The 24,338-nt window shown below is 38.3% G+C and carries 20 protein-coding genes; all 20 read right to left on the reverse strand.

The annotated features are described in order from the left end of the window. Window positions 1-70 precede the first annotated feature (70 nt). Window positions 71-1,165 carry a Wzz/FepE/Etk N-terminal domain-containing protein gene (locus tag OCV82_RS00935; protein WP_154042665.1) on the reverse strand — a complete coding sequence of 365 codons (1,095 nt, stop codon included), beginning with the start codon at window positions 1,163-1,165 and terminating at the stop codon, window positions 71-73. Window positions 1,166-1,238: 73 nt separating this feature from the next. After that, complete coding sequence (locus tag OCV82_RS00940) at window positions 1,239-3,704, reverse strand: polysaccharide biosynthesis/export family protein (protein ID WP_262542716.1); 2,466 nt, start codon at window positions 3,702-3,704, stop codon at window positions 1,239-1,241. A 170-nt stretch (window positions 3,705-3,874) separates the two neighbouring features. After that, on the reverse strand, window positions 3,875-5,281 hold the full coding sequence (locus OCV82_RS00945; protein ID WP_154042666.1) for an undecaprenyl-phosphate glucose phosphotransferase: 1,407 nt from the start codon (window positions 5,279-5,281) through the stop codon (window positions 3,875-3,877). A gap of 157 nt (window positions 5,282-5,438) precedes the next feature. Then, window positions 5,439-6,551, reverse strand: a complete 1,113-nt coding sequence (locus tag OCV82_RS00950) for an OmpA family protein (RefSeq protein ID WP_262542717.1) — start codon at window positions 6,549-6,551, stop codon at window positions 5,439-5,441. Window positions 6,552-6,667: 116 nt separating this feature from the next. Next, complete coding sequence (locus tag OCV82_RS00955; protein ID WP_154042668.1) at window positions 6,668-7,924, reverse strand: nucleotide sugar dehydrogenase; 1,257 nt, start codon at window positions 7,922-7,924, stop codon at window positions 6,668-6,670. A 157-nt stretch (window positions 7,925-8,081) separates the two neighbouring features. After that, the gene (locus tag OCV82_RS00960; protein WP_262542862.1) at window positions 8,082-10,946 is read right to left on the reverse strand and encodes a bifunctional fucokinase/fucose-1-phosphate guanylyltransferase; all 2,865 of its coding nucleotides are present in this window, start codon (window positions 10,944-10,946) and stop codon (window positions 8,082-8,084) included. Window positions 10,947-10,989: 43 nt separating this feature from the next. Next, a complete protein-coding gene (locus OCV82_RS00965) occupies window positions 10,990-12,069 on the reverse strand; it encodes a nucleotidyltransferase family protein (protein ID WP_154042670.1) in 1,080 nt (359 codons plus the stop codon). Window positions 12,070-12,080: 11 nt separating this feature from the next. Beyond that, complete coding sequence (locus OCV82_RS00970; RefSeq protein ID WP_154042671.1) at window positions 12,081-13,403, reverse strand: nucleotide sugar dehydrogenase; 1,323 nt, start codon at window positions 13,401-13,403, stop codon at window positions 12,081-12,083. A gap of 27 nt (window positions 13,404-13,430) precedes the next feature. Further along, window positions 13,431-14,183, reverse strand: a complete 753-nt coding sequence (locus OCV82_RS00975) for a glycosyltransferase family 2 protein (RefSeq protein ID WP_154042672.1) — start codon at window positions 14,181-14,183, stop codon at window positions 13,431-13,433. Window positions 14,184-14,224: 41 nt separating this feature from the next. After that, window positions 14,225-14,701: a glycosyltransferase gene (locus tag OCV82_RS00980; RefSeq protein WP_154042673.1), complete on the reverse strand. Its 477-nt coding sequence runs from the start codon at window positions 14,699-14,701 to the stop codon at window positions 14,225-14,227. Continuing rightward, window positions 14,698-15,162 (reverse strand): glycosyltransferase family protein, encoded by a 465-nt coding sequence (locus OCV82_RS00985; RefSeq protein WP_154042674.1) that lies wholly within the window; start codon window positions 15,160-15,162, stop codon window positions 14,698-14,700. Before OCV82_RS00985 ends, OCV82_RS00980 begins: the two co-directional genes overlap by 4 nt. 1 nt (window position 15,163) lies before the next feature. After that, complete coding sequence (locus tag OCV82_RS00990) at window positions 15,164-16,288, reverse strand: glycosyltransferase family 4 protein (RefSeq protein WP_154042675.1); 1,125 nt, start codon at window positions 16,286-16,288, stop codon at window positions 15,164-15,166. Beyond that, window positions 16,285-16,908: a nucleoside/nucleotide kinase family protein gene (locus OCV82_RS00995; protein WP_154042676.1), complete on the reverse strand. Its 624-nt coding sequence runs from the start codon at window positions 16,906-16,908 to the stop codon at window positions 16,285-16,287. Before OCV82_RS00995 ends, OCV82_RS00990 begins: the two co-directional genes overlap by 4 nt. A gap of 6 nt (window positions 16,909-16,914) precedes the next feature. After that, window positions 16,915-18,057, reverse strand: coding sequence for a glycosyltransferase (locus tag OCV82_RS01000; protein ID WP_154042677.1), 1,143 nt, complete (start codon window positions 18,055-18,057; stop codon window positions 16,915-16,917). A 4-nt stretch (window positions 18,058-18,061) separates the two neighbouring features. Continuing rightward, window positions 18,062-19,045 (reverse strand): acyltransferase family protein, encoded by a 984-nt coding sequence (locus tag OCV82_RS15175; RefSeq protein ID WP_154042678.1) that lies wholly within the window; start codon window positions 19,043-19,045, stop codon window positions 18,062-18,064. Continuing rightward, window positions 19,042-19,701, reverse strand: coding sequence for a nucleotidyltransferase domain-containing protein (locus tag OCV82_RS01005; RefSeq protein ID WP_154042679.1), 660 nt, complete (start codon window positions 19,699-19,701; stop codon window positions 19,042-19,044). Before OCV82_RS01005 ends, OCV82_RS15175 begins: the two co-directional genes overlap by 4 nt. A gap of 15 nt (window positions 19,702-19,716) precedes the next feature. Continuing rightward, window positions 19,717-20,772 (reverse strand): NAD-dependent epimerase/dehydratase family protein, encoded by a 1,056-nt coding sequence (locus OCV82_RS01010; RefSeq protein WP_154042680.1) that lies wholly within the window; start codon window positions 20,770-20,772, stop codon window positions 19,717-19,719. A 6-nt stretch (window positions 20,773-20,778) separates the two neighbouring features. Next, window positions 20,779-21,873: a glycosyltransferase family 4 protein gene (locus OCV82_RS01015; RefSeq protein ID WP_154042681.1), complete on the reverse strand. Its 1,095-nt coding sequence runs from the start codon at window positions 21,871-21,873 to the stop codon at window positions 20,779-20,781. Between the two features lie 97 nt (window positions 21,874-21,970). Next, on the reverse strand, window positions 21,971-23,083 hold the full coding sequence (locus OCV82_RS01020) for a glycosyltransferase family 4 protein (RefSeq protein WP_262542718.1): 1,113 nt from the start codon (window positions 23,081-23,083) through the stop codon (window positions 21,971-21,973). A 47-nt stretch (window positions 23,084-23,130) separates the two neighbouring features. After that, window positions 23,131-24,333, reverse strand: coding sequence for a glycosyltransferase family 4 protein (locus OCV82_RS01025; RefSeq protein ID WP_154042683.1), 1,203 nt, complete (start codon window positions 24,331-24,333; stop codon window positions 23,131-23,133). Between the last annotated feature and the right edge of the window lie 5 nt (window positions 24,334-24,338).

Below are 24,338 nucleotides of genomic sequence, written 5' to 3' on the forward strand. Positions count from 1 at the left end.
CAGTCTGTTATAATGTATATAAGTTACAGTAAAAAAGGGGTAAAACTTCTATTTTCACCCCTATATATAATTATTTTCTAAAAGAATTTATCAGATCCTTTCCGAACAGTATCCATCCGCATGATCCCACACCTGCCAGAAATACGAAACCTATCAGAATCATCGGTTTCGAAGGCTTAGACGCTCTAAGCGGCACCGAAGCTGCCTCTACCACTGTATATACCGGAGTGTCTTCCTGCACCTTTGCCTTTGCCACCTGCAGCTGCTGAGCTGTCTGGTTATATACGTTGAATGCCAGTTCCATCTCGTTTCTCAGCCTTTCCTGCTGTGTCTGAGCACTTCTCAGCGAAACATTCTGGTTTCTGTCCATATATGCGGCATATTCCTGCTGTGCCTCATGATAGCTCTGCATGCTTTCTTCGTACAGCTTTTGAGTATATTCCAGATCCTTCCTTGCCTTGTTTGTTCGGTATTCTGTGATATAGTCCTGCAGTTTTTCCATCACCTCATTCGTCAGCGTTGCTGCTATCAGCGGATCCTGCATAGTCACTGAAATATTTATCACCGAAGTCTTTTTATCTACCTGCACTGAAATCCTTTCTCCCAACGCCTTAATTATTTCATTCTGGTCCTTTGTCAGTTTGAAAGGGTCAACTGTATTGGTTTCTGCTTCTTCCTCTTCTCCTTTTATGGTCTTCATTACCCATCCCAAGGCCTTGAAAGGTGCAGAGATTACATACCCCCACCACGGTTTTTTCTGGTGTTCCTTCAGGTAATCATACACAGTTGTATTCAGTTCTCCATCTTCGTCTGTCACTTTGATATCGAACAATTCGATAGAAAAAGGAATTGATTTTACGACATCCGGATATAGTTCAGGAGATAGGGCATCTGCAGTTTGCGATGCACCTAGATTGATTCCTGCCATTCCTGCCAATGCCGACAATCCTCCACTTACTGACCTTCCTCCTGCTGCTGCTTCCGGCGCCAGTGTCACATTGGCTGTATATTCCTTAGGGATACTGAATCCAACTACAAGTCCTACCAGCACTGCCCATCCGCAGGCTTTCAGTACAAGTTTTCTTCCTTCCCAGACCTTTTTTGCCAGTTCTATCAGATCTATTTCCTGTTCCTGCATATTCTTTTGTTTCTGTATATCTTCCATTTTCAGTTCTTAAGTTTTTAAGTTGACTAGAAATTAGTTACTGGATAATAGTAACCAGTTACTAGGGGCCGGTTTACTTAACCAGATTCGCAATAGAAGCTACCATCATAGCCAGTGAGGCCAGCGAAGTGGTATATCCCATTATGTCTCCGAATCTGTTCTTCTTCACCTTGTTCGGCACTACAATCTCGCATCCCGGTTCCACCTTCTTGCTTCTTGCCTTAACCCTTTCCACCTGGCCGTTCATGTAGATAATGAATTTCTTGCTCTTCTTTGCGCTTTGCGAGTAACCTCCTGCCTGGTTCAGATAGTACTTCACGTTCTCTCCGTCCATATATGTCACTGTGTTAGGCATCATCACCGCACCGTTTATCTTCACTGTCGATGTCATTTCCGGAACGCTTATCACGTCACCCTCTCTCAGTACAATGTCTGCGCTGCTTCCCGGCTTAGCCAAAGCTTCCTCCAGATTGATACCTACAGTAAATACACTGTCCAGTTCCAGTTTCAGCGAGTCTGTCAGCCCTTCGCCAAGCTCTCTTCTCATCAGCTTCAGCACATCCTCCATTCTTTTCTTTTCGTCATCGTTTGCCACTCTGGTCAGTTTCGCACCCTTTGCATATCCGAATGCAGTTATACCTCCTGCACGCTCTATCAGGCTGCTCAATCTTTCATTCTTGAAGTTCAGGCTATATTCACCTTCGTACAGCACTTCTCCGTTCACCTTTACGTTTTTCTGTATGCTGTATCCCGGACTCTTTCTCACGAATACCTGGTCATACGGCTCAAGCACGAATCCCGGTTCTCCATCCACTATGAATCCGTCCTTCAGTCCGAATGTAAAGTTTTGTCCCACGGTCTCAGTCACCTCTGTTCCCTTGTTGTCCTTTATACGTCTTGACACATCCACTCTCACCAGCGAAGCTTCATCCTTCAGTCCTCCTGCAGTAATCACGAAGTCTTCCAAAGTCATATTGTCCGAATAAGGATATATACCCGGATTCTTTATCTCTCCCGAAATATAAACGTCACCGGCATATTTTATATCGTGAATGCTCGGGATGTACAGCAAATCGTTATTTTTCAGTTCCACGTCAGGAGCCGTACCGTTCATTATACCTTTCACATCCACCGAAAGCACTTCGCTTGTCAGGTTCTCGCGCTGTCTGTACAGTACCGCACGGTTTGTAAATGCATCACCCAGCAGCCCGTCAGCCTGAGTAAGCAGTTCCTTCACAGTGTTTATGTTATCACAGAACTCGTATATCCCCGGTCTGTAAACCGCACCGACCACTTCAAGTTTGTTCGAGAATCTGTTGATAATCGAGTCGGCAGTCACCACATCACCGTCCATTACCTTGAACGAAGCGAAATCATTTCTATCTACAGTAGCTACAGAGAATTGTCTTCCTTCCTGTCTCACCACTCTTACGCTGTTCTTGTATGCATTTGCAGCAAAGAATCCCGCATATTTCAGCAGGGTAGAGATGCTTTCGTCACTCTTCATCTCATACTTCATAGGTCTTTTCACCTTGCCTTCCACCTTAACAATAGCCTCGTATGTAGGAACTATGATAACGTCACCTTCCTGCAGACTGATATTACCCTCAGTCTTTCCCTGCAGTATATATTCATACACGTCAACGTTGGCCACCGTGTTTCCGTTTCTTGCCACCCTGATGTCTCTCAGGCTGCCGAGGTCGGTTATACCTCCTGCGCTGTACAGAGCATGGAACACCGATGCGAAAGCCGACAGGGTATAGGTGCCCGGCACCATCACTTCACCCATCACGTTCACCTTAATGCTTCTTGTATTTCCCAGTGTCACCTGTATCTGGTTTCCCTCATTCGCATATATCTTGCTCAGTTCACTCTTCAGATATTCCCTTGCATCGGCTATGTTCAGTCCGTTCAGCGAAATCATTCCCAGTCCCGGTATGGTGATGCAACCGTCAGGCGAGATTTCCTGTCTTATCGAGTTCTCGCTGGCACCCCATATGTCTATGATGATTTCATCCCCCGGTCCAAGTCTGTAATCCTGCGGAGTCGCCACATTCATGTCCGGTTCGAACGACAGGTTCTTGTTCGTGAAGATATTTCTTCCGAACACCTGGTCTTCCGGTTTCACCGGTTTGATAGGCCTTCCGTATTCATCCACTGCGATAAACATGTCCGGATTATACATTGTCGAGTCGTTCAGCATTCCCAGCTGCATCTTGTTGTATCCCTTTATGTTGGACTGCTCGTCACCGTTGAGTTTCCCCTGTCTCATCCTGCTGTTGGCGCTTATCCTGTCCGAAATGCCGCTGCTGTTGCTTATCTGTCCCGACTCATACATTTTCTTCAGTCTCAGGGCCTGTTCCTGGGTCATACCCTTGGCAGTGAGTTCCATCATCAGCTTTTGCTGACTTTTACCCTGTTTCATACCGTCCTGAACGTACTGTATCACCTGCGAGTCAGTCATGCCCGACTGGGCAAAAACCGGAAGTGCTCCCATCATTAGGATTGAGAACGCTGCATATACGAAATGTTTTCTCATGAAATATTTTTATATGTTCTGTTTTTTTGAATAACCGTTGCAAAGATACTTATTTAACATAAGAAATCAAAACATGCCCCCATATTTAATGACAAAACGGGCAGGAATGTTCCTGCCCGTTCATCTCCGCCGGTGGAGTATTCGTCTCACCTGCGTTTACATTCTATATATCAATAAGCTTTTTCTTCGCCCTTAAACACATTTGCCACAGTTTTGTATATAATGTACAGATCCAGCCAGAACGACCAGTTTTCTATGTACCATATATCCCCCTTTATTCTTCCCTGCATATCCTTCAGCTCCTTTGTTTCCCCTCTGTAACCTGTCACCTGGCTCCATCCCGTTATTCCCGGCTTCACCAGATGTCTCACCATATATTTGTCTATCAGTTTCGAATATTCTATCGTATGCTTCAGCATGTGCGGTCTAGGGCCCACTACACTCATGTCGCCCATGAATACATTGATAAACTGCGGCAACTCGTCTATATTCGTTTTTCTCATTATGTTTCCCCATTTTGTCTTTCTTGGGTCATCCTTTGTGGCCTGCAGCCTGTCCGCATCGGCATTCACCTTCATGCTTCTGAATTTCAGACAGTAGAATTCCTTGTCGTTCAGTCCGTTTCTTTTTTGTCTGAAGAACACCGGTCCCGGCATTGTGATTTTCGTCACAATAGTCACTATAATCAGTACGATAGGGAATACCGTACATAAGAACAGAGTGGAGAACACCAGGTCAAAAGCCCTTTTCAGCAACTTATTTCCTATTCTCGACATCGGATCCTCTCTCAGCTTCAATATAGGCACGTTCCCCATAAAACCCAGATAAACCTTGTTCTGCAGATAGTTGTGCATGTTCGGGACACTGAAAAACCTTATTATATTGTTTTCACACAGAGTTATGATGTTAACAATGTCCTTGCTGTGATTATCTCTCAATCCACAATACAGATAGTGCACGTTTCTGTTATTCTTTATGAAATCCTCCAATTCATCCGGCTTTCCAAGATACCTGCACCCCTCAGGCATCAATTCATTCTTTTCATAGTCGAAATATCCCAGAACATTATAACCGGCCCAGCCCTGACTTACTATCTCATCATACAGTTCCCTCATGCTTCTGCTGCTTCCCACCAGGACTACGAATCTCAGATTTCCACCCCGCGTCCTGTATCTTTTTATCAGGAATCTCCATGTAAGTCTTTCCGCAAACAGAAGTATCATTACAGATAATATATAAATGCCATACATGTATGACCATGAATCCATAAAGTGTCCGTACCTCAGAATATAAACTGACGATATTCCGAACAGGCATACAGTCTTGAACACCTTCGATATAATTTCATATGCCAGAACTTTTCTTTTAAACAATACCACTCCCACTATAGAAGCACAGATTGCATAAATCAGCATTACCATCATCGCCACCTGTATAGTGGGCGATATCATAACCTTTTCATAGTTTGTATCTTGTGTCAGTTTTATATATACCAGAAACAGGCCACCGCATAGCAATGTCTCGAAAGCTATGAGTACCGTATTCAGATATTTATCGTAACTGCTTGAATTTACCATGTGTTTGATTTTAGAATTATAGAAGTTAAGAAGTAATAGAAATTAAAGTAGGCAAGATACCTTTATCGGAAAGATAAACGCCGGATTGTAAAGACCTTTTTTAGAAGTATTTAGAATCCGGCGTATTTATTATATTATAGAGTTCTCATCAGGAGAATTATTTGCTGAAAGTAGCTATGATAGCTCTGTTCATTTCTGGTTTGCTGAACTTGTCACCTACACCCATACCGGTTGCAGTTATTCTGTCAGCTTCAATGCCATATCTGTTCACCAGGATTTCCTTGACAGTGTTTGCACGTCTTTCAGACAGTTTCTGGTTGAACTGCGCATTACCTTCAGGTGAAGCATATCCTTTCACGTCAAGTTTCACTTCAGGATATTTCTTCATGTAGTTTGCAATGTTTTCAATGTTTGAAAGCTGTTGTGCATCCACCATATCCTTACCCTGTCTGAATGAAACTACAGGTTCCATAGACTTGTCGAAATTCTGTTGTTTGGCAGTCTCGGCAATCTTGTTGCAATCCTTCAGTGCGCTTACCAGGTCTTCGTTCTTTCTCTTGGCGTCAGCCACTTCTTTTTCCAGACCTTCATTTCTTCTTCTCATGTCGTTGATTTCTCCGTTCAGTCTGTCCACGTCAGCCTGGCTGTATGCCATCATCACTGACGGATAACGCTTTCCGTTGGAGTTCTTGAAGTGATAAACCAAACCGGCCATAAGTTCAAAGTTAGTATTTCTCGGATCGCTGTCACCAAGTTTTGTCACCAGTGCCGGTCTTACGCTCAGAGTCCACTGTTTTTCCTTGCCCATGTTGAAGTTAAGGCTCAAACCAGCTCTGTAAAGGAAGTAGTTATTATCATCTCTCTGTCTTGCAGCGAAGAATTCTCTTCCTCCACCTACACCAAGGAAACCTTCCACTTCAAACAGTCTCGGTTCTTCCTTTGCGCCAAGCAGAAGGTTTGAGAAGTTCACCTTACCGTTAATCAAGAACTGCAGTTCGTCGAATGCATTTACGCTGTAAGTAGTGTTGAAACCTGTCAATGCCTGGAATGAAACTCCCAATACCGGAGTGGCCTGTTTGCCAAGCTCAAAGCCCACCAAACCTCCGTTTCTGTCTGAGTTTTTATAAGTTTCTCCCAATTGATGTTCCCATCCTCCGTTTATACCGAAATACCAATTGTCCAGAAATTTATTCCCCACTGTTACCTTTTCCTGTGCACCTGCAAATCCTGCAAATGCAGCAGCTACAATAGTCAAAATTACTTTTTTCATAATCATTAGTATATGTTTGATGCCGCAAAGTTATAACTTATTTTGTCTTAGAATAAAAAAACAGACATTTTTTTATTTTTATAGGCAATTTTCTTTCTTTATATTAAGAAAAACTGTTAATCCCTTTTGAAGATATCCCTTGTATAGACTTTCTGTTTCACATCGTCCAGACACGAGTCATATCTGTTCGCTATTATCGCCCCGGACAGTCTCTTGAATTCCTCCATATCGTTCACCACCTTCGAACCGAAGAAAGTTGTTCCGTCCTCCAATGTCGGCTCATATATTATTACCGTAGCACCTTTCGCCTTGATACGCTTCATCACGCCCTGAATAGAGCTCTGTCGGAAGTTGTCACTGTTCGATTTCATTGTAAGCCTATATACACCGATAACCACGTTCTTTTCGTTGCCCATGTTCCATTGCGAGTTCGCAGTGTAATATCCCGCCATTTTCAGCACCTGATCCGCAATGAAATCCTTTCTTGTACGGTTCGATTCCACTATCGCATGAATCAGGTTCTCCGGCACATCCGCATAGTTGGCAAGCAGCTGCTTAGTATCCTTAGGCAGACAGTAACCTCCATATCCGAACGACGGATTGTTATAGTGATTGCCTATTCTCGGGTCCAGGCTAATACCGTTTATTATATCCACAGTGTTCAGCCCCTTCATCTCAGCGTAAGTGTCCAGCTCGTTGAAGTACGAAACCCTCAGTGCCAGATAAGTGTTTGCAAACAGCTTCACCGCTTCAGCTTCAGTCAGTCCCATAAACAGAGTGTCGATATTCTCTTTCAGCGCACCCTCCTGCAGCAGACCCGCAAAAGCCTTTGCAGACTCTTTCAGTTCCTCCGCATGGTCACAAACTTCCTCCTTCGGACATCCCACTATTATACGGCTGGGGTAGAGGTTGTCATACAGCGCCTTGCTCTCACGCAGAAACTCAGGCGAGAACAGCAGTTTCAGATCCCTTCCATACTTCTTGTACAGTCCTTCGCAGTATCCCACCGGAATAGTACTCTTTATCACCATCACAGCCTTTTGGTTAACACTTCTCACCAGGTCGATAACCTCCTCCACATGACTGGTGTCAAAATAGTTCTTCACCGGATCATAGTTTGTAGGAGCCGCTATCACCACAAAGTCCGCATCCCTGTATGCCGCTTCACCGTCCAGTGTGGCAGTCAGATCCAGTTCCTTTTCTGCCAGATACTTCTCTATGTAATCATCCTGTATAGGTGAAATACGGTTATTAATTTTTTCTACCTTTTCAGGTATTACATCCACAGCCATCACCCTGTGATGCTGTGCCAGCAATGTTGCTATTGACAGTCCTACATAACCTGTTCCTGCCACCGCGATATTCCTTTTCATATGATTTTGAGTTTTTAGTTGTTAGTTGACTAGTTACTAGTTGACAAGTTAACGAGGCTTTAACTCCGTTGACCGTATGTATAACCTTGTCCCCTTGTAACTGAAGCCTTGTCCCCTTTTTAATTTTTAATTTTTAATTTTTAATTCTTAATTATCATCAGCTCCTGCTCACCTCCAGCCCCCTGTCCGAAAGTCTCATATCCACAAACCTCGCCTTGTCGTTCATCCTGTTTTCGTTCAGAATCCTTCTTATTCTGGCAGCCGCCTCCTGATCCTTTGCCACCATATACAGATATCCGCCTCCGCCTGCACCCGGCAGCTTATATCCCAGACACAGGTCGTCTATCATCGCGGTCATCCTTCTCACCGCCTCAGGATTGGTACCGCTGTCCAGAGCCATGTTCTGCTGCCATGTCTTCCTTACCAGACGTCCCATACCATCGAAGTTATTCCTTATAATGGCGTCATACATCTCCAGCGCATGCCCCTTCATCGCATCCAGAATCCTCAGATGCTTTTCCGAGTTCAGGAACATACCCTTGACTATCTCCGCCAGGATACCCTTTGCCGTACGCGTGATACCCGTGTAATACAGCAGATGACACTTCGCATACTCCTCATTCCTGAATATATAGTCCGGCATCCACTTCACCGCAGGTTCCTGCTTCCATCCCGGAGCCGTCTGCAGCAGTTTCACCCCCTGCAGCACTCCGCCATACTGATCCTGCCATCCGCCGCCCGTAGTGAGCATCTGTTCCAGAATCAGAGTCCTGTTGCCGATAGCCTGTCTGTCCCAGTTCAGTCCGCAGAAATCATTCAGAGCCCCCAGCACAGTAGCCGCCAGTATAGAGCTTGTACCCAGTCCCGAACCCGCAGGAACCGCAGAAAGCAAAGTCACCTCAATACCCTTGCCGAACGCCTTCAGCTGTTCCTCCAGCGAAGCATAAGCATCCATGCAGAATTCCGGCAGGAATCCTGCCAGAGCCAGAGCCGCCTTAGGAATGGAGAAAGGCGAGCCCACCTTCCTGAAATCCCTCAGCTCCTCGTACGAAGTAATCACCTCCGCAGCCCCCAGATCAATGGAACGCAGTATAATATTATAATTGTCCGACGGTTTCACATAAGCCTGCAAAGGCGGCTGTCCGTTCAGTTCTATTGCTATGTTCACCACATTGCCGCCCTCCATCACGCTGAAAGGCGGAGTGTCAGTCCATCCACCAGCCAGGTCAATCCTCACAGGGCTGCGTCCCCATACTATCTGATCCGCATACACAGCCATCGCCGGTCTCTGTCTCAGATCCATCACACCCGTCAGTCCCGCGCGCATCAGTCCGAAAGCCCTGTCCTCCATAGCCTTCGCCTCAGGGTTACCCTTAATCTCCATCACCCTTGCGCGGAACATACCGTCGCCTATCTTTTTCAGCAGCAGCGTATCCTCCGGCAATTTCTCCGGCAGATCCATTCCACCCTTTGCAAAATCCTCTGCCGCCTGTTCCAGATCCATCTGATAGAACACACTTCTCTCATGGTTCTTGGCCAGAGTCACCAGGTTCTCCATTCTGAAAGCCTTCCGCTGTGCTGTCAGTCTTCTCAGGTTTGCATATGCCGATATGCCGTCGGCAGACATCTTGCGTGCCTCCGTCCATATCTTCTTTCCTCGTACATCATCAGCCTTACATGTCATCCACGCCAATACACAGCCCAGATCATCTATATTGTCCGTCACAGGGAAAATCTCCGCACTCTGCAAGTCCGTGCTTCCCGCTATGTCATCAGCCTTCAGCCCCCTTTCCTCCAGCCATTGTGCGGCAGGACGTCCCATGAACAGGGTAGAGGCATCCCTCATGTCTCCCTTGAACTTGTCCTCAAATCCGTAAGGCCTTGCCACATACGATTTTTCGCCCATCGGCACAACGTCTATGCACACACCTTCACCAAGCGACAAAGCCCAGTCATTTTCCGGTACGCCCGTAATTATATTTCTGCTCGTAAGTTTCCATTCCTTGCCTACGAAGCTGTTCTCAATCCATATCTCCGCATTCTTCTCCGTCAGACCAATGTTTATCACCGCGTTCTGTACGAAAGCCGCCGGATGCGGTTTCACCTTATGATGCATTATCGCCCTCTGATCCATCACACAGTTCTGCACCGTCAGCGTAGATGAAATCATCTCCCTGCTCGTTCCGTAATGATGGAATTCCCCTCCCGGCAGCGGCAGCACCACCACCTTCAGGCTGTTCAGTTCCCTGTCCTCAATTCTCGGCTTCTCACCAAGAGCCAGACCGAATTCCGAGTACATGTCATAGAATTTCATCTCCCCGTTACCGTCCTTCGAACGATCCATCATCAGCTTCACGGCCCTGTCGCTCAGCAGCCATATGCCTATATCCATCATGAACAGATAATCCTTCATCAGCGCCGCCATCTCCTCCACACTCGGTTTCTGCATCATGAATTCCAGCTTCTCAGGCGATTTTCTCGATGCCACGAACACCCCGTGGTTCTTCATCAGCTGCGGATCCTCCCACAGTCCGTAGCACACCACGTCAGCCTCCGGTATCTCCTGCAGCTGTTCCTTCGCCCTTATATACACGTCGCCGCTTGCAATCAGCGTGTTCAGCCCTTTTGGAGCCTTCTCCATTATCTCCTCGTACAGCGGCAGCTGCAGATCAAGAAGAGTCTGCGTAATCTTCTGTCCGCGTGCCCATCTGAACACCGGTATCGGCGTCAGAATCTTTCCCGACGGAGCATAAGCCGGCAGACGTCTGCTCTGTCCCCCCGCATGCAGCAGTATTCTCTTTTCGCGTCCCAGCCATTCCATCACGTCCTGTCCGTCCGCCTCGTTCTTTCTGCATTCATCCAGCAGCCATGTCGTTCCGCCGCCCGATCCCAGTTTCTTTCCTACAGGATCCGAAGTGCAGAACCATTCCTTTCTGTCCGCGTTCATTATATCGTGAAAACACTCCACCAGATTGGGTGGGAGAGAGAGTAATTTCTTCATAATATTTATTTTTTTACTTATTTTGCCAACAAAATTAGTCCATCTTAACGGATTGTGCAATAAATCATTTTATTTTCCTCCATATCCAGTGCCATATCTTGAATATCGGACTCCACAACACTTCTTCCGGATATTCTCTCAGCAGCCTGAAGTTTCTTGCGTTCCTAGTTAGAAAGCTCATTGCCGAATCTTTCTTTATTGTTCTGTCTATCGAACTGTCGTACATTCCGAAGTTACCGCCTTCCATTATCGAGGCCAGCAGTTTTTCCCCTTTTTCTGTGTCAGGCTCCACAAGCAGACATTCGTCTTTCAGTCCGAACACCTTTTTCATCACGTACATCACTGCCCCTGCAAATCCGTACATATTCAGCTCTTTCATATATCCGGCAAATACCGCCTTATCATCATCACTGCATCCCCTGTTCAGCAGCATCGCATAATCCGTCATCTGTCTCAGTCCTATACCCTCACTGAACACATGTCTGTATATATGCACCAGCAGATACACCCTGTTCATTTCGTCAGAAGGCACGCACACACGTCCTGCATCAGGCAGTTCAATCTCCTTGCATGAATCCGCCCATGCCCTGAACATCCTTTGCAGTTTCCTGTTCCTGGAATACGAGTACATCCACGACGGGGTAGTATGAATCTCCAATTCCGTTACCCCAATATTATGGATGCCTATATGATGATACGTGAAGTCCTTTGCTCCCAGTTCCTCACGAGCCAGTTTCCTTATTTCTTTTTTATTGCCGGTCACCCACATATCAATATCCCCCGGCGACCTGTGTAGCAGGTTAGGGTAGAGGCATGCCACACCTTGACCTTTCAGCAATATTGCACCATACCCCTTTTCACGGAAGAAACCGTTCCACTTAACCGCTTCACTGTTTACCAGTCTGTTCTTCTTCTCTATCTCTATTCCGAGAGAAATCAGTTTCATCAGCAGGTCACGGTCTGGTTTCTGTGCATCTTCCGGCAGCCTGTTCACCGCATCCATCATTATCCCTGCCACAGCCTGCTTCTGTGCCATAGAGAATACAGAAGCCCATAATGATCTGTTCATTACGGGCAATTCTATACTGTCATTCAGTCCTGCGCCGAAACGCAGGAGAGAAAAAAACAAACTGTTTATATCCATATTGGAGATGATCAATCCCTTTTGAAAATATCACGTGTATAAACCTTGTCTTTCACATCGTCCAGACAAGCGTCATATCTGTTGGCTATAATGGCAGCCGACATTTTTTTGAATTCATCCAGCGAGTTTACCACTCTTGATCCGAAGAATGTACTTCCATCCTCCAGAGTAGGTTCATAGATAATCACTGTTGCACCTTTAGCCTTTATACGTTTCATTACCCCCTGAATAGAACTCTGACGGAAATTATCGCTGTTCGATTTCATTGTTAGCCTATACACACCTATAACGCATTCCTTCTCATTTGTAGAGTTCCATTGTGCGTTATCAGAGTAATATCCAGCCTTCTTCAATACCTGATCCGCTATGAAATCCTTTCTCGTACGGTTCGACTCTACAATAGCCTCAATCAGATTTTCCGGTACATCCTCATAGTTGGCAAGAAGTTGTTTCGTATCCTTCGGAAGACAATAACCTCCATATCCGAAAGAAGGATTATTATAATGGTCGCCTATACGCGGATCGAGACTGATACCCTTTATTATAGCCTGAGTATCCAGACCTTTCATTTCCGCATATGTATCCAGTTCATTAAAATAAGAAACGCGAAGTGCAAGATAAGTATTGGCAAACAGTTTCACAGCTTCCGCTTCCTTCATACCCATAAACAGAGTATCAATATTCTCTTTTAATGCCCCCTGTTGAAGCAAAGCCGCAAATGTCCTTGCAGCATCTTCAAGATGTTCACCTGCTATACTGTTTATAGCCCTGTTTTCCTCGTCCTTACCTTCAATGAATTTCGGTATTCCCACAATTATCCTCGAAGGATACAGGTTATCATAGAGAGCCTTGCTTTCCCTAAGGAATTCCGGAGAGAACAACAAATTAAACTTCTTTCCCTTCAGCTTTGGGTTCTCACTATAAACCTTAGCATACTTCACATACAGACTTCTGCAATACCCTACAGGAATTGTACTTTTTATAACCATCACCGCATCCGGATTTACTTCCAGAACCAGGTCTATAACCTCCTCTATATGGCTTGTATCAAAGAAGTTCTTCACCGGATCATAGTTTGTAGGAGCCGCAATCACAATAAATTCTGCATTTCTGTATGCGGCTGCCCCATCAAGAGTAGCAGTCAGATTAAGTTCCTTTTCAGCAAGATACTTCTCTATATATTCATCCTGTATAGGACTTATCCTGTTGTTTATTTTTTCCACCTTTTCAGGTATCACATCCACGGCTATCACATTATTGTGTTGAGCCAATAAAGTAGCTATTGACAATCCTACATAGCCTGTTCCGGCTACAGCAATATTTTTATTACACATTATAATATAAGTATTTTAAAATCATTCTTATTTAAAAAAAGCTGAAACAAATTGCGGAACCTTCCAAGCCATTTTCTCCAGCTTTGTCAGTGTTGGGTTCAACCCATGACTACGATACATGCGTATATCCTCCTCCCACATTTGTTTACGTTTCTTGCTGTCTGTTGAAAGTCCTCCCATACGCATTCTCACTATATACTGTTTCAAGTAAGAAACCTTCAGATCCGCCTCATACAGGTATCGGAACAGGAAATCCGAATCTGCCGCTATTTTGTAACTTTCGTCATACAGTCCGTATCGTTCTATAGCCGACCGTTTTATATAGCAGGTAGGGTGTAATGGCAGCCATCCGTTGCGCACCTTCCATTTAGAATATGATCCACCAATCCAGTTACGTATCACCCTGTCCGTGTTATTGAAATCCACAAACAGACCGTCCCCATATAGGAAGTCCGCTCCGGTCTCTTCAAACCTCTTAACTATTTTAGAGATAATGTCGGTAGAGTAGAGAAAGTCATCACTATGCAGCAACCCCACTATATCCCCTGTAGCAGCCCTGATACCCTTGTTTATACCCTCATACATACCACGGTCAGGTTCCGATATGATAGTTGCTATACGGTCTTTATATCTGTTTATCACCTCCAGTGACTTATCTTTACTCGCTCCATCTACTACAATATATTCTATGTTCGGATAATCCTGTGCCAGTACACTTTCTATTGCCTGACCTATAGTTGCTTCACGGTTGAAGCACGATGTAATAATTGAAACTTTCATATCCAATACTATTCTATAGAGTATATTATCTATTTACAAGACTATCTACAATTAAACCATTTTCTCAATGTTTCTTCTATTAAACTTTGAGCATTACCTTTTTTTATCTGTTTAAAATCAAAAGTTTTGGCTTTTTCTATTTTTTCTGACAAATCCTTTTCATCAAAAACTCCAATAACACATCCAAGGCTATCAAGTTTTCTTATTAATTGAAACTGATCATGAATATGTTCCGTCTTATCATAACGTGGAATGACTACGATTCTCTTTTTTTTCTCTATTGCTTCGGATATAGTACCCCAACCACCTTGAAGAATCAGAATATTAGCTTCATCAATATATTTCTGCATTTCATCTTTAGTACAGAAACGAAAAACATCATTTATATTCTTATATTCGTAATCCGTATAACCAGTCTGAACTACAATTCTTTCTTCTGTTGTAGCTGCCCATTCATCTACAGCTTTTGCCATACGATAAAAAGGCATATCCATTGTACCTAAACTAACAAAAATCATAACACACCTATATGTATTGCATTAGGAAATATCTCTTTCATCTCCTCCCATTGAACTAAAAACAAATCAGCATATTTTTCTATCCAAATAGGAGTTTTTGATGCATGAGTGACATCCGCAGCAGAATTAATAAAAATAATCTTTGTTCCCAATAACTTCTTGGCAAAAAAAACTGTAGGAACTGTTACTCCAGCCCCAGTAGTAATTATTACATCAGGTCTTTTTACAAGTACCCAAAATAAGGCTTGAATACAATTTACTAATAATGTCCATTTTTTTGCAGGCTGAAAATTGGTTAAAAACACGTGCTCTTTGTCTTTCAAAAAAGCTTTGGTTGAAGTTGTCTTTAATGTTAACCAATAACAATGCCATTTGTTTGGTAAATCTCCTATAGCTAATTGCAATTCTCTTAAATGCCCCCCTGCAGAACAGGCTAAGCATATCTTTATACTTTTATTCATATTATTTTCTGCTATCTCCTAAAATTGACTTAAAACAATTTACTAAACTTCTTTTCGTCTTTTCTTCAGTAAAAGTATTCAAAAAACGCAATTTTGCATTATTCCCCAAATATGTTCTTAATTCTTCAGATTCGATTAATCTTTTCATCGCTTTTTTGATAGCCATAGAATCTTTAGATGGAACGAGGAGTGCTTCTCTTTCATTGTTAACTGTTTCTGGATTTCCCCCAATATTAGTACAGACTATAGCACATCCAGCTCTCATTGCTTCTAATAATGCAATAGAATGATTCTCTTGCAAAGAAGGTAATACAAAAATATCTAAACTATTAAGCCAGTCAGGAATATTATTTTGATATCCTTTAAATTCAATAATATCCGTGATCTCCAAGGTCCTGGATAAAAAAAACATTTCGTTTAAAAGAGGACCGTCACCAATAATATATAATTTGATTTTTGTATTAATTTCTTTTTTTAATGAAGCTATAGCTTCTAACAAATATTTAATACCTTTTATCTCATCTATTCTTCCAGCAAATCCGATATTTACAAAACTTTTATCTAAAACAACAGGACTTTTTGATTCAATATGTTCCTTTAATCCATTATAAACCAAATGTAATTTATCAGGACTAACACCATTTTTCAACAAATATTCTCCAGCAAATTTAGAAACTATAACCACTTTAGTTGCTCTATATTTACAAATAAATGCAATGAGTTTATTAAAAAAACTTGTAAGAATAGCAGTCTTCCATGTTGGAGGATTATATAACCCATGAAAACTGATAACAACCGGTATATTTTTTATTTTAGGATGAAAAAATTTAGTTACTTCAATGATAATAGCTCCATATAATCCATGCGTAAAAATAATATCCGGCTTTTCATCAATTATCAAATTGTAGATTTTACCAATCCAACTAAAATCTTTCCTGTTTTTAATTTTTAATATACGAGCATTAATATCATAAAGAGGCTTTCTATCGTATTTACAATTAATAGGATCAACACAAGCCGATATGACTTTCACATCATTATCGACCTCTGAACATTTATCATATATTAGGAAACATTTTCCTATACCACCAGTAGTAAATTTCCATATAATATTTAGAACTTTCATTGTAAAACTTTTAATATTTGGGAAACACTATTTTCTAAGCTTCCTGTATTGTCAACTGTTATTATTCCTTTTTTGGCCATTAATTGCTGATAAAGCTCAAATCTATATTTAAAATCTGGATTTGTGTGATTTTCCAATCTACAATCCAAAACATCTTTAATGTCTCTTTTTACCACAAATTGAAAACTGTTTTTAGGCAATATATTATGAAATTTATTATACCACTTAGAATCGAGTATGTCCATCATCCTACATTCAGCTCCCAAGTCTATAAGAATATCATTTATCCATCTGTCACAGATTACATAATCTGATTTTAATTTTCTTACTTTTCTTACAGCAAAAAGATTATCAAAATAAGAAGCTCTTACATATAACCAACAAAACCATCTCATTTTATATAAACGATGTTCCCATACATTTCCCATTGCATTATGAACCTTTACACTTAAACCTAATACTCTTGCTAAAGCATTCATTACTCGCAATAAATAGTGATTATACCTCATCCATATATAATCAACCGATTTCCCTTCTTTTTCAAGAATCTCTTTTAGATTGTTGATAACAGTAGTTTTACCACTACCATCAATTCCTGATATTATAATATATTTGGTCATAATACTCTATAAAAGTTTTTTCCATTCATTAGCTATGAAATTCCAATCTGGATGTTTTTCCATTAGGTCTAATGCCATTTTAGACTTTTCAATTCTTATTTTTTCGTTATACCATAAATTCTCTATTGATTTTATTAAATCTTTTATATTTAAACGACTTAATATTAGGCCTTTTTTCAAATATTCTGTAGTCCCGCAATTATTAAAACTAATGATAGGAGTTCCGCAACTCATGATTTCAAAATAAGTTAAAGGAACTTCGCTTGGTATTACTATAAATGGCAATATGGCACAATATGCTTTACAAAAAAATGCTTTTAATTGTTCTCTTGATAGTTTTTCATCAATGATAGTAATCCTATTACGATTCTTCATTGAATTTAAAGCTTTTAGGAACTCATCAGATTGAGTACCCTTATCTAAACGCATCAACATTACAAGATGAATATCACTGATGTTTAATCTATCAATAGCTTTTATCAATTCCGATGATCCTCTAAAGGCAATAGGTGCACCTGTAAATAGTAAGAATTTTTTGTCGTTTAAATCATATTTTGATAATATACTGTTGTCAGTACTTATGTATTCAAATTCATCTTTGCCCGGATATATTGTTTCTACATTTTTGATTCCATTCTGGATAGCTATTTGAGATGTATATTCTGTCAAACCTATAGCAGAACTGAAATTTGATTTTTTAAGTTTGTTTTTTAATAAACACTTAGGGACAACACTTTCAATCAAATATGGTTTTGACAAACTAAAATTAGAGATTGAAAGGAGTTTTAAGGAGTTACTTAAGCTATATACACCACCACTGAAATATGCTATTTTCTTACATTTTAACGATTGGATATCTTTCCAGTACTTTAAGCCGTCACGCCATTTAACTTCCATAAATAAAACATCAACAGATGCTTTTTTTATGAAATGAGACAATTCTAAATATCCTGGAGAAATAGCTTTGATTTTTACACCATTCCATTCAAAATCAGTTCTTTCATTCTCGTTGTAACACGCATTAATGATTATTGCATCATTATCCTTGTCATTTATTCTTTTAGCTACTTCAAGAATAGTACGCCAAGGCATTAAATATTCCCTACCTTTACACAAATCAACTGTATAAAACGATATTCTTTTTTTCATATTATCACTTACTTTCTCCTATCATAAATGGCAAATATCGTTTAAATATTGGTGTCAATCCATAGTAAGATACACATACTAGTAATATAATTATATAATACTCATACCCATATAAAATATTTATCTTGTTGAATATCTTCACATAGAAGTTTATTAAATACATATGAGTACATAAAACCAATAATGAATTTCTTCCTATAAAAGTAATAATAGGTATTTGTTTAATATAGAATGATATAAAAGTAACCAATATTGAACCAGAGACCCCACCTAATAAAAACAATATAGGATTCCTTATTACATTACTTACTAAACTTATTCCTTGAATTGACAAATATACAAGAACTGAAGATAAAGTAATTATAACAAAAGAAATACTCATTTTTTTTGTTATTTGTTCAAGCAATTTGTAGCGTTTAAAAATATATCCAATATATATAATTGGTAATGATGATAGGGAGGTGTCAATATATAATGGTATATTAATATTATTATAACTACAATAATATCCTGCAAAAAATACGAATATTATACAAATTATTTCATATACCATTTTCTTTGAATATTTTAAAACAATATACATAATGACATTGCACCAAAATAAAGACAATAAAAACCAAATTACATTATTGGAAAAAATATCTTTCCAAAAAACTTGGAATATATCAATATAATGAAACGGATTCTTTGTTGTTACATTTAATTCGTGTAATAATAAATTTAGGATATATGTCAAAATATAAAAGCATATATATGGTACAATTAATCTTTTATACTTTTTCTTTAGCCATGGTACAAAATCAATCTTACAAGAAAAAAATAATCCAGATAGAAAGAAAAATAAAGGCATAAAAAAACTACTTGTATATAAGTGTATGAAAGATCCAATATAGCTATTATCTGGGTAATTTATAAAGGTATGTAGTATTATTACAATTAACATTCCAATACCTTTAGCTGTATCAATAAAATCTAATCTAACATTCATTTTAAAAAGCTTAATGGATTTTCTACCACCTCGTTAAAACTAACCCCCTCGTTATATACTTTATCATGTTTTTTATATACTACGATGGCCTTTTCGTCTTCTCTCATTTCTTTTTTCAAATAATCTTCAGAATCTACTAATTTTAAGTCTAAAGGTATCCTATATTTCCATATACCTATAAACCGTAATTTCTGTACTTTCAAAAATAAGAAGAAACTTCTATTCTCTTGTACGATCCTTAAATCCAAATCGCTTCTATCATGAAATTTTCTTCTGGACAGACTTCCATAAACAGCTATTAAAGAAACATTGCTATTGCCATATAATTCTTTTCTTACAATATCTATATAGTCTATTACTCCTTTAATACCTTTACTCATAAAAGTTTTATCAACTTCTCTATATCCGACCAACCAATGCGAATCACATAACCAGGTTAAAGAATGAACAAGAATTAAACTTATAAGATACAACCACCAATCAGCAACACCACAAAAATACAATATGGTTATTGGCATCAATTGTAACACCAATTCGCAAATTATATAATACAATTTTTCTGTTTTGTCAAAAACATGAACACCATGCAACAACCAGCTGGCCACAAACCAGCGTAAACCTAGTAAGCTTCCCCAATTATAAGTGTAATTTCTCATTTTGAAAATTAAATGTTATATTTTATAATAATCAGAATACCATTTCGCAAAGCTTCTCAGTCCATCCCTTAATGAAGTAGAAGGCTTAAAGCCAAAGTCCTTTTCAAGAGGTGTTGTATCAGCATATGTAACAGGAACGTCACCCGGCTGCATTGGAACCAGTTTTTTATGGGATTCAAAATCATAATCCTCAGGTAAAACGCCTGCGTTAATTAATTCTTCCTGTAGGATTTGAACAAAATCAAGCAGGTTTTCAGGCTGGTTGTTACCTATATTGTAAACTTTATAAGGGGGTATAGGCAGACCGTCCTCGCCATTTTGCTTTTCTGGTGCATGCTGCATCACTCTTATAACGCCTTCCACAATATCATCAATATAAGTAAAGTCTCTTTTACAGTTACCGTAATTGAATATTTCTATTGTTTCACCTTTACGAAGTTTGTTAGTAAAACCAAAATATGCCATGTCAGGGCGTCCGGCTGGCCCGTAAACGGTAAAGAATCTAAGTCCTGTAGAAGGGATATTATATAGTTTCGAATAAGCATGAGCCATCAATTCATTGCTTTTTTTTGTAGCGGCATAAAGTGAAACAGGATTGTCCACCTTGTCATCAGTAGAATATGGAACTTTCTTGTTTGAACCATAAACTGATGATGAAGAAGCATATACCAGATGTTCAACTTCATGATGACGGCAAGCCTCTAATATGTTATAAAATCCTATCAAATTACTCTCAATATATGAATCAGGATTTGTAATACTATATCTTACACCGGCTTGAGCAGCTAGATTAACTACTATATTAGGTTTTTTATCTATAAAAATGTTATTTATCAGATCTCTATCTGCAATACTACCTTTTATGAATGTAAAGTTTTGATATTTACTAAGATTCTTCAATCTTTCTTCTTTAAGTTTTATATCGTAATAGTTAGTAATAGAGTCAATTCCTATTATTTCGACATTACTATATCTTTTTAATAATTCATTAGCTAAATTGCTGCCTATGAAACCTGCAATTCCAGTAATAAAAATTTTTTTATTGTTTAAGGTAATATTCTTTTCTAACATATTTTTTTATTTATTATACATTTCATATACATTATTAAATCCTTGAATCATTTGTTCTATATTGAATTTCTCTTGAACAATTCTTTTTCCATACGCCCCCATTGTTTTTCTTAACTCAGTGTTATCCAGTAGCTTTAAGATATAATCAGCAAATGCATTATAATCATGATATTCTACTAAAAAACCACTTTTGCCTTCTTCAACAATTTCTTTAGTTCCGACATTTGGACCTTTTGTTGAAACAATAGGTTTTCCCATATACATTCCTTCCATTATAGCATTACTTACACCTTCGACACACGTTGCCAATACTACAATATCAGAAGCATTATATATTGATTCTACATTATTTACTCTTCCAATAAATTTAATTCGATCTGAAAATTGTGGTTCAATTAAAGCCTTGTAAGGAGTAGCATCACCACTTCCCATAGCTAAAAACGTAACGTCAGGATTTACTTTTAGAACTTTGTTAGCAGCTCTTACAAACATTGGGTAATCCTTTCTAAAAGAATATTCCCCAGCCATTGATACAATATATTTTGTATTAATTGAATATTGGCTTCTAATTTCTTCTATGCTTTCTTTTACTTCTCCTCGTTTAAAATCAAAGCCATTATATATACAAATTGATTTTTTTCCCGGAACTTTATTTATAACAAAAGCTTGCATGGAATTTGATAATATTTTATCATAAAAACGGTATGTAAACTTATTTAAAAAGAATTTTTTACCCCCTTGTTTTCGTGCACTGGTAATTGATGAAGATATTATTGGTATATTCAATAAATAATGAGTCGGTGCTATTATATAACCATAAATAAGAGATGCCCACAGATGAATCAACTCTATGTTTTCATTTTTGCATATTTTATATATCTTTTGTACAAGGTGTAATCTGTTATAATTCCCTAAGAAAATAAGTTTTACCGGACAATCTAAAATCTCTTTATAAGCAATGGATGAATATGCGTCTTTCCCTTCTAACATTATTATAATAAATTCATAATGAGGCTTTTTGCTTAATACTTTAACTAATTCAACAATACGCCTTTCTTTACCACCGCTTAATAATGAATCTGTTATAATTGCTATCTTCATCTTGGTTTATTATTTTGCTAATGATTGTAATTATTGTTTTCTTATATTTGTACTTTAATTGTAAAATGGTGAAAAGACATGTAGTGAACTAATTTTTTTATGTGAGTTTGTTTAAATCCAAATTAAAGCATTTAGTAGTTATTTTATTTAAATGCTCAAAATATTCTTTGAATGAGAAATTATCTTTAATGGCATTTCTTCCTTTTTCACCATATGTGGTTATTAATTGAGGATTATCAGCAATATCATCTAGAAATTGTGTAAGTTGATTGTTTGAAATAGAAAAAACAAATCCACAGTTATATTCTTCTAAATAGCTTGAGAGACCACAATTCTTGCTACTCATTACACATATTCCTTTTGCCATAGATTCTAAAATTACCATTCCTGCACTTTCGTTCTTACTTGGTAGAATTAAGACATTCGCTTTATCATAAATCTCACTCATTTGTTTAAATGGCACATTCTTTTTTAACTTAATAGTGTCTGTTAGTCCTTTTTTGGCTATATAATCTTTCAAACGATTATAGTATTCTTCTTCTGAAGATTGTGAAACTTGACCGATAATTGTTAATTTAAACTTAGAAATATCCTTTACTTTTGATAAAGAATCAACTAAGAAAAAATGATTTTTATATTCTCTGAATTTTCCTACATCTAATAACTGAATAATATCCTTATGAATAATATCTTTTTGATTCCAGTCTTCTATAGCAACCAAAGGAACAAACCATTGTGGAACAAACCAACCTTCTGACTTTTCATTTTTGTTTCTTATTTCTCCATTATATAAAATAGGTGTAAAACATATTTTTGGAAAAAGTCTTTTTGCAATAAAATCAAAGAAATGTTTTCTTGCTTTATATCCATATAAAGGAATTTGAGTATACATAATGACGTTTTTTATATGCATCAATTTACATATTTGCCATATAATCATATTAAAAATAGTATGCTCACGTAAAATAATTAAATCAGGTTTCTTTTTTCTTAATAATTTATATATGTATATTATATTGGGAATAAAAAATAATGTTTTTTTCCCTTCCGATACAGATGGGCTATATCTTTTGTCAATCAACCAATTGCTAAATTTTGTAATTAATGAAGGTTTCATTAAATGGAAGTCAACAAAATCGTAGATTTCACTGACACCTTTATACTGAGCTAAAAATGTAACCTCCGCTCCATACTCAACCCATCCTTTCATAATAGGGACTTGGTTGGTATGATATCTATGTGAGACATATAATATTTTCATTTTTGTTTTTTTGAAATAAGGTCTAGATATTCTTTAAATTTCTCTGAATAATTATTAGCATCAAAATATTTCCGGCATATTTTTTTCCCATTTTCTCCGATTTTGACTCTTTCTTCTTTGTTATTAATTGCATAAACAATTGTATCAGCCAATAAATCAATGTCATTAGGCTCAATAATATATGCATTTTCTTTGTTGCTTAACCAATTAGTAGCCTCACCTACATTGGTTATAATTACAGGCTTGGCTGCAGCCATATATTCTGCTAATTTTGTAGAAAAACAATATGTGTTTTGTATTGTTACGAGTTTATTTATGATAACAAGTGATGCACCAGATAGCTTGATTTTTAGTTCCTCTTCAGATAAATATCCAGTAAATATTAATTTATTCTGTAAATTATACTTGTTGATTAGATTTTTAATTTCATTCCTATGTGGTGTGTTTTCATAGTTACCTGTACAATAAAATAGAATAGGCTCATTTAACATACTCAGAGCCTTTCCAAAAGCCTCTATCATACCTAAGATTCCATCTTTTCGTTCAATTAATGAACCTGAGTGAAATATATACTTAGGGGATATACTATTTTGATTATCTTGTATATCATATTTCTTAAAATCTACTAGAATTGGTATCTTTATTAATTCGCAACTTTGGGATATATATTCTTTACTATATTGAATTAGTGCATCAGAGATACATATTATTCCATCAAATTTATTTAAAACTCTATTCTCCGTTTTCTGTTTTATAATTTGATTCTTTCTAGATGGGTTACCTTTCCCTGGTATTTCATTTAACTCTTTTAAAACAAAAGCTCCTTTTTTGTGAATGAGACTAATAAGATCTAGTGAGAACTTTACATCTGAAAAATAAAGTAAAACAAAATCTCCTTTTTGTAAATTTTGCCTTAAATATTTTTTCATTGATTGCTTATCTAACCAATTATTTATAAACCGTAATAATTTATTATTAGAACCATATAATTTAGCACCAGCATACCAATACTTAAATCCTTCATCTGTAACTCTAACTTTTTTATATGTTTTATCTTTTACAAAATGAGAATTACGTTCAAAAACATCAACTTCACAATTTATATTTGCCTTTTGTAATGCCTGGGCATAACATTTAATACGTGCTGTTGAAGCCATTCCATATGGAAAAGGTCCCGTTGTTAGTATATAAACTTTCATGATAA

This window comes from Bacteroides cellulolyticus (genome assembly GCF_025567135.1).
In the GTDB taxonomy this organism is placed as follows: domain Bacteria; phylum Bacteroidota; class Bacteroidia; order Bacteroidales; family Bacteroidaceae; genus Phocaeicola; species Phocaeicola cellulolyticus.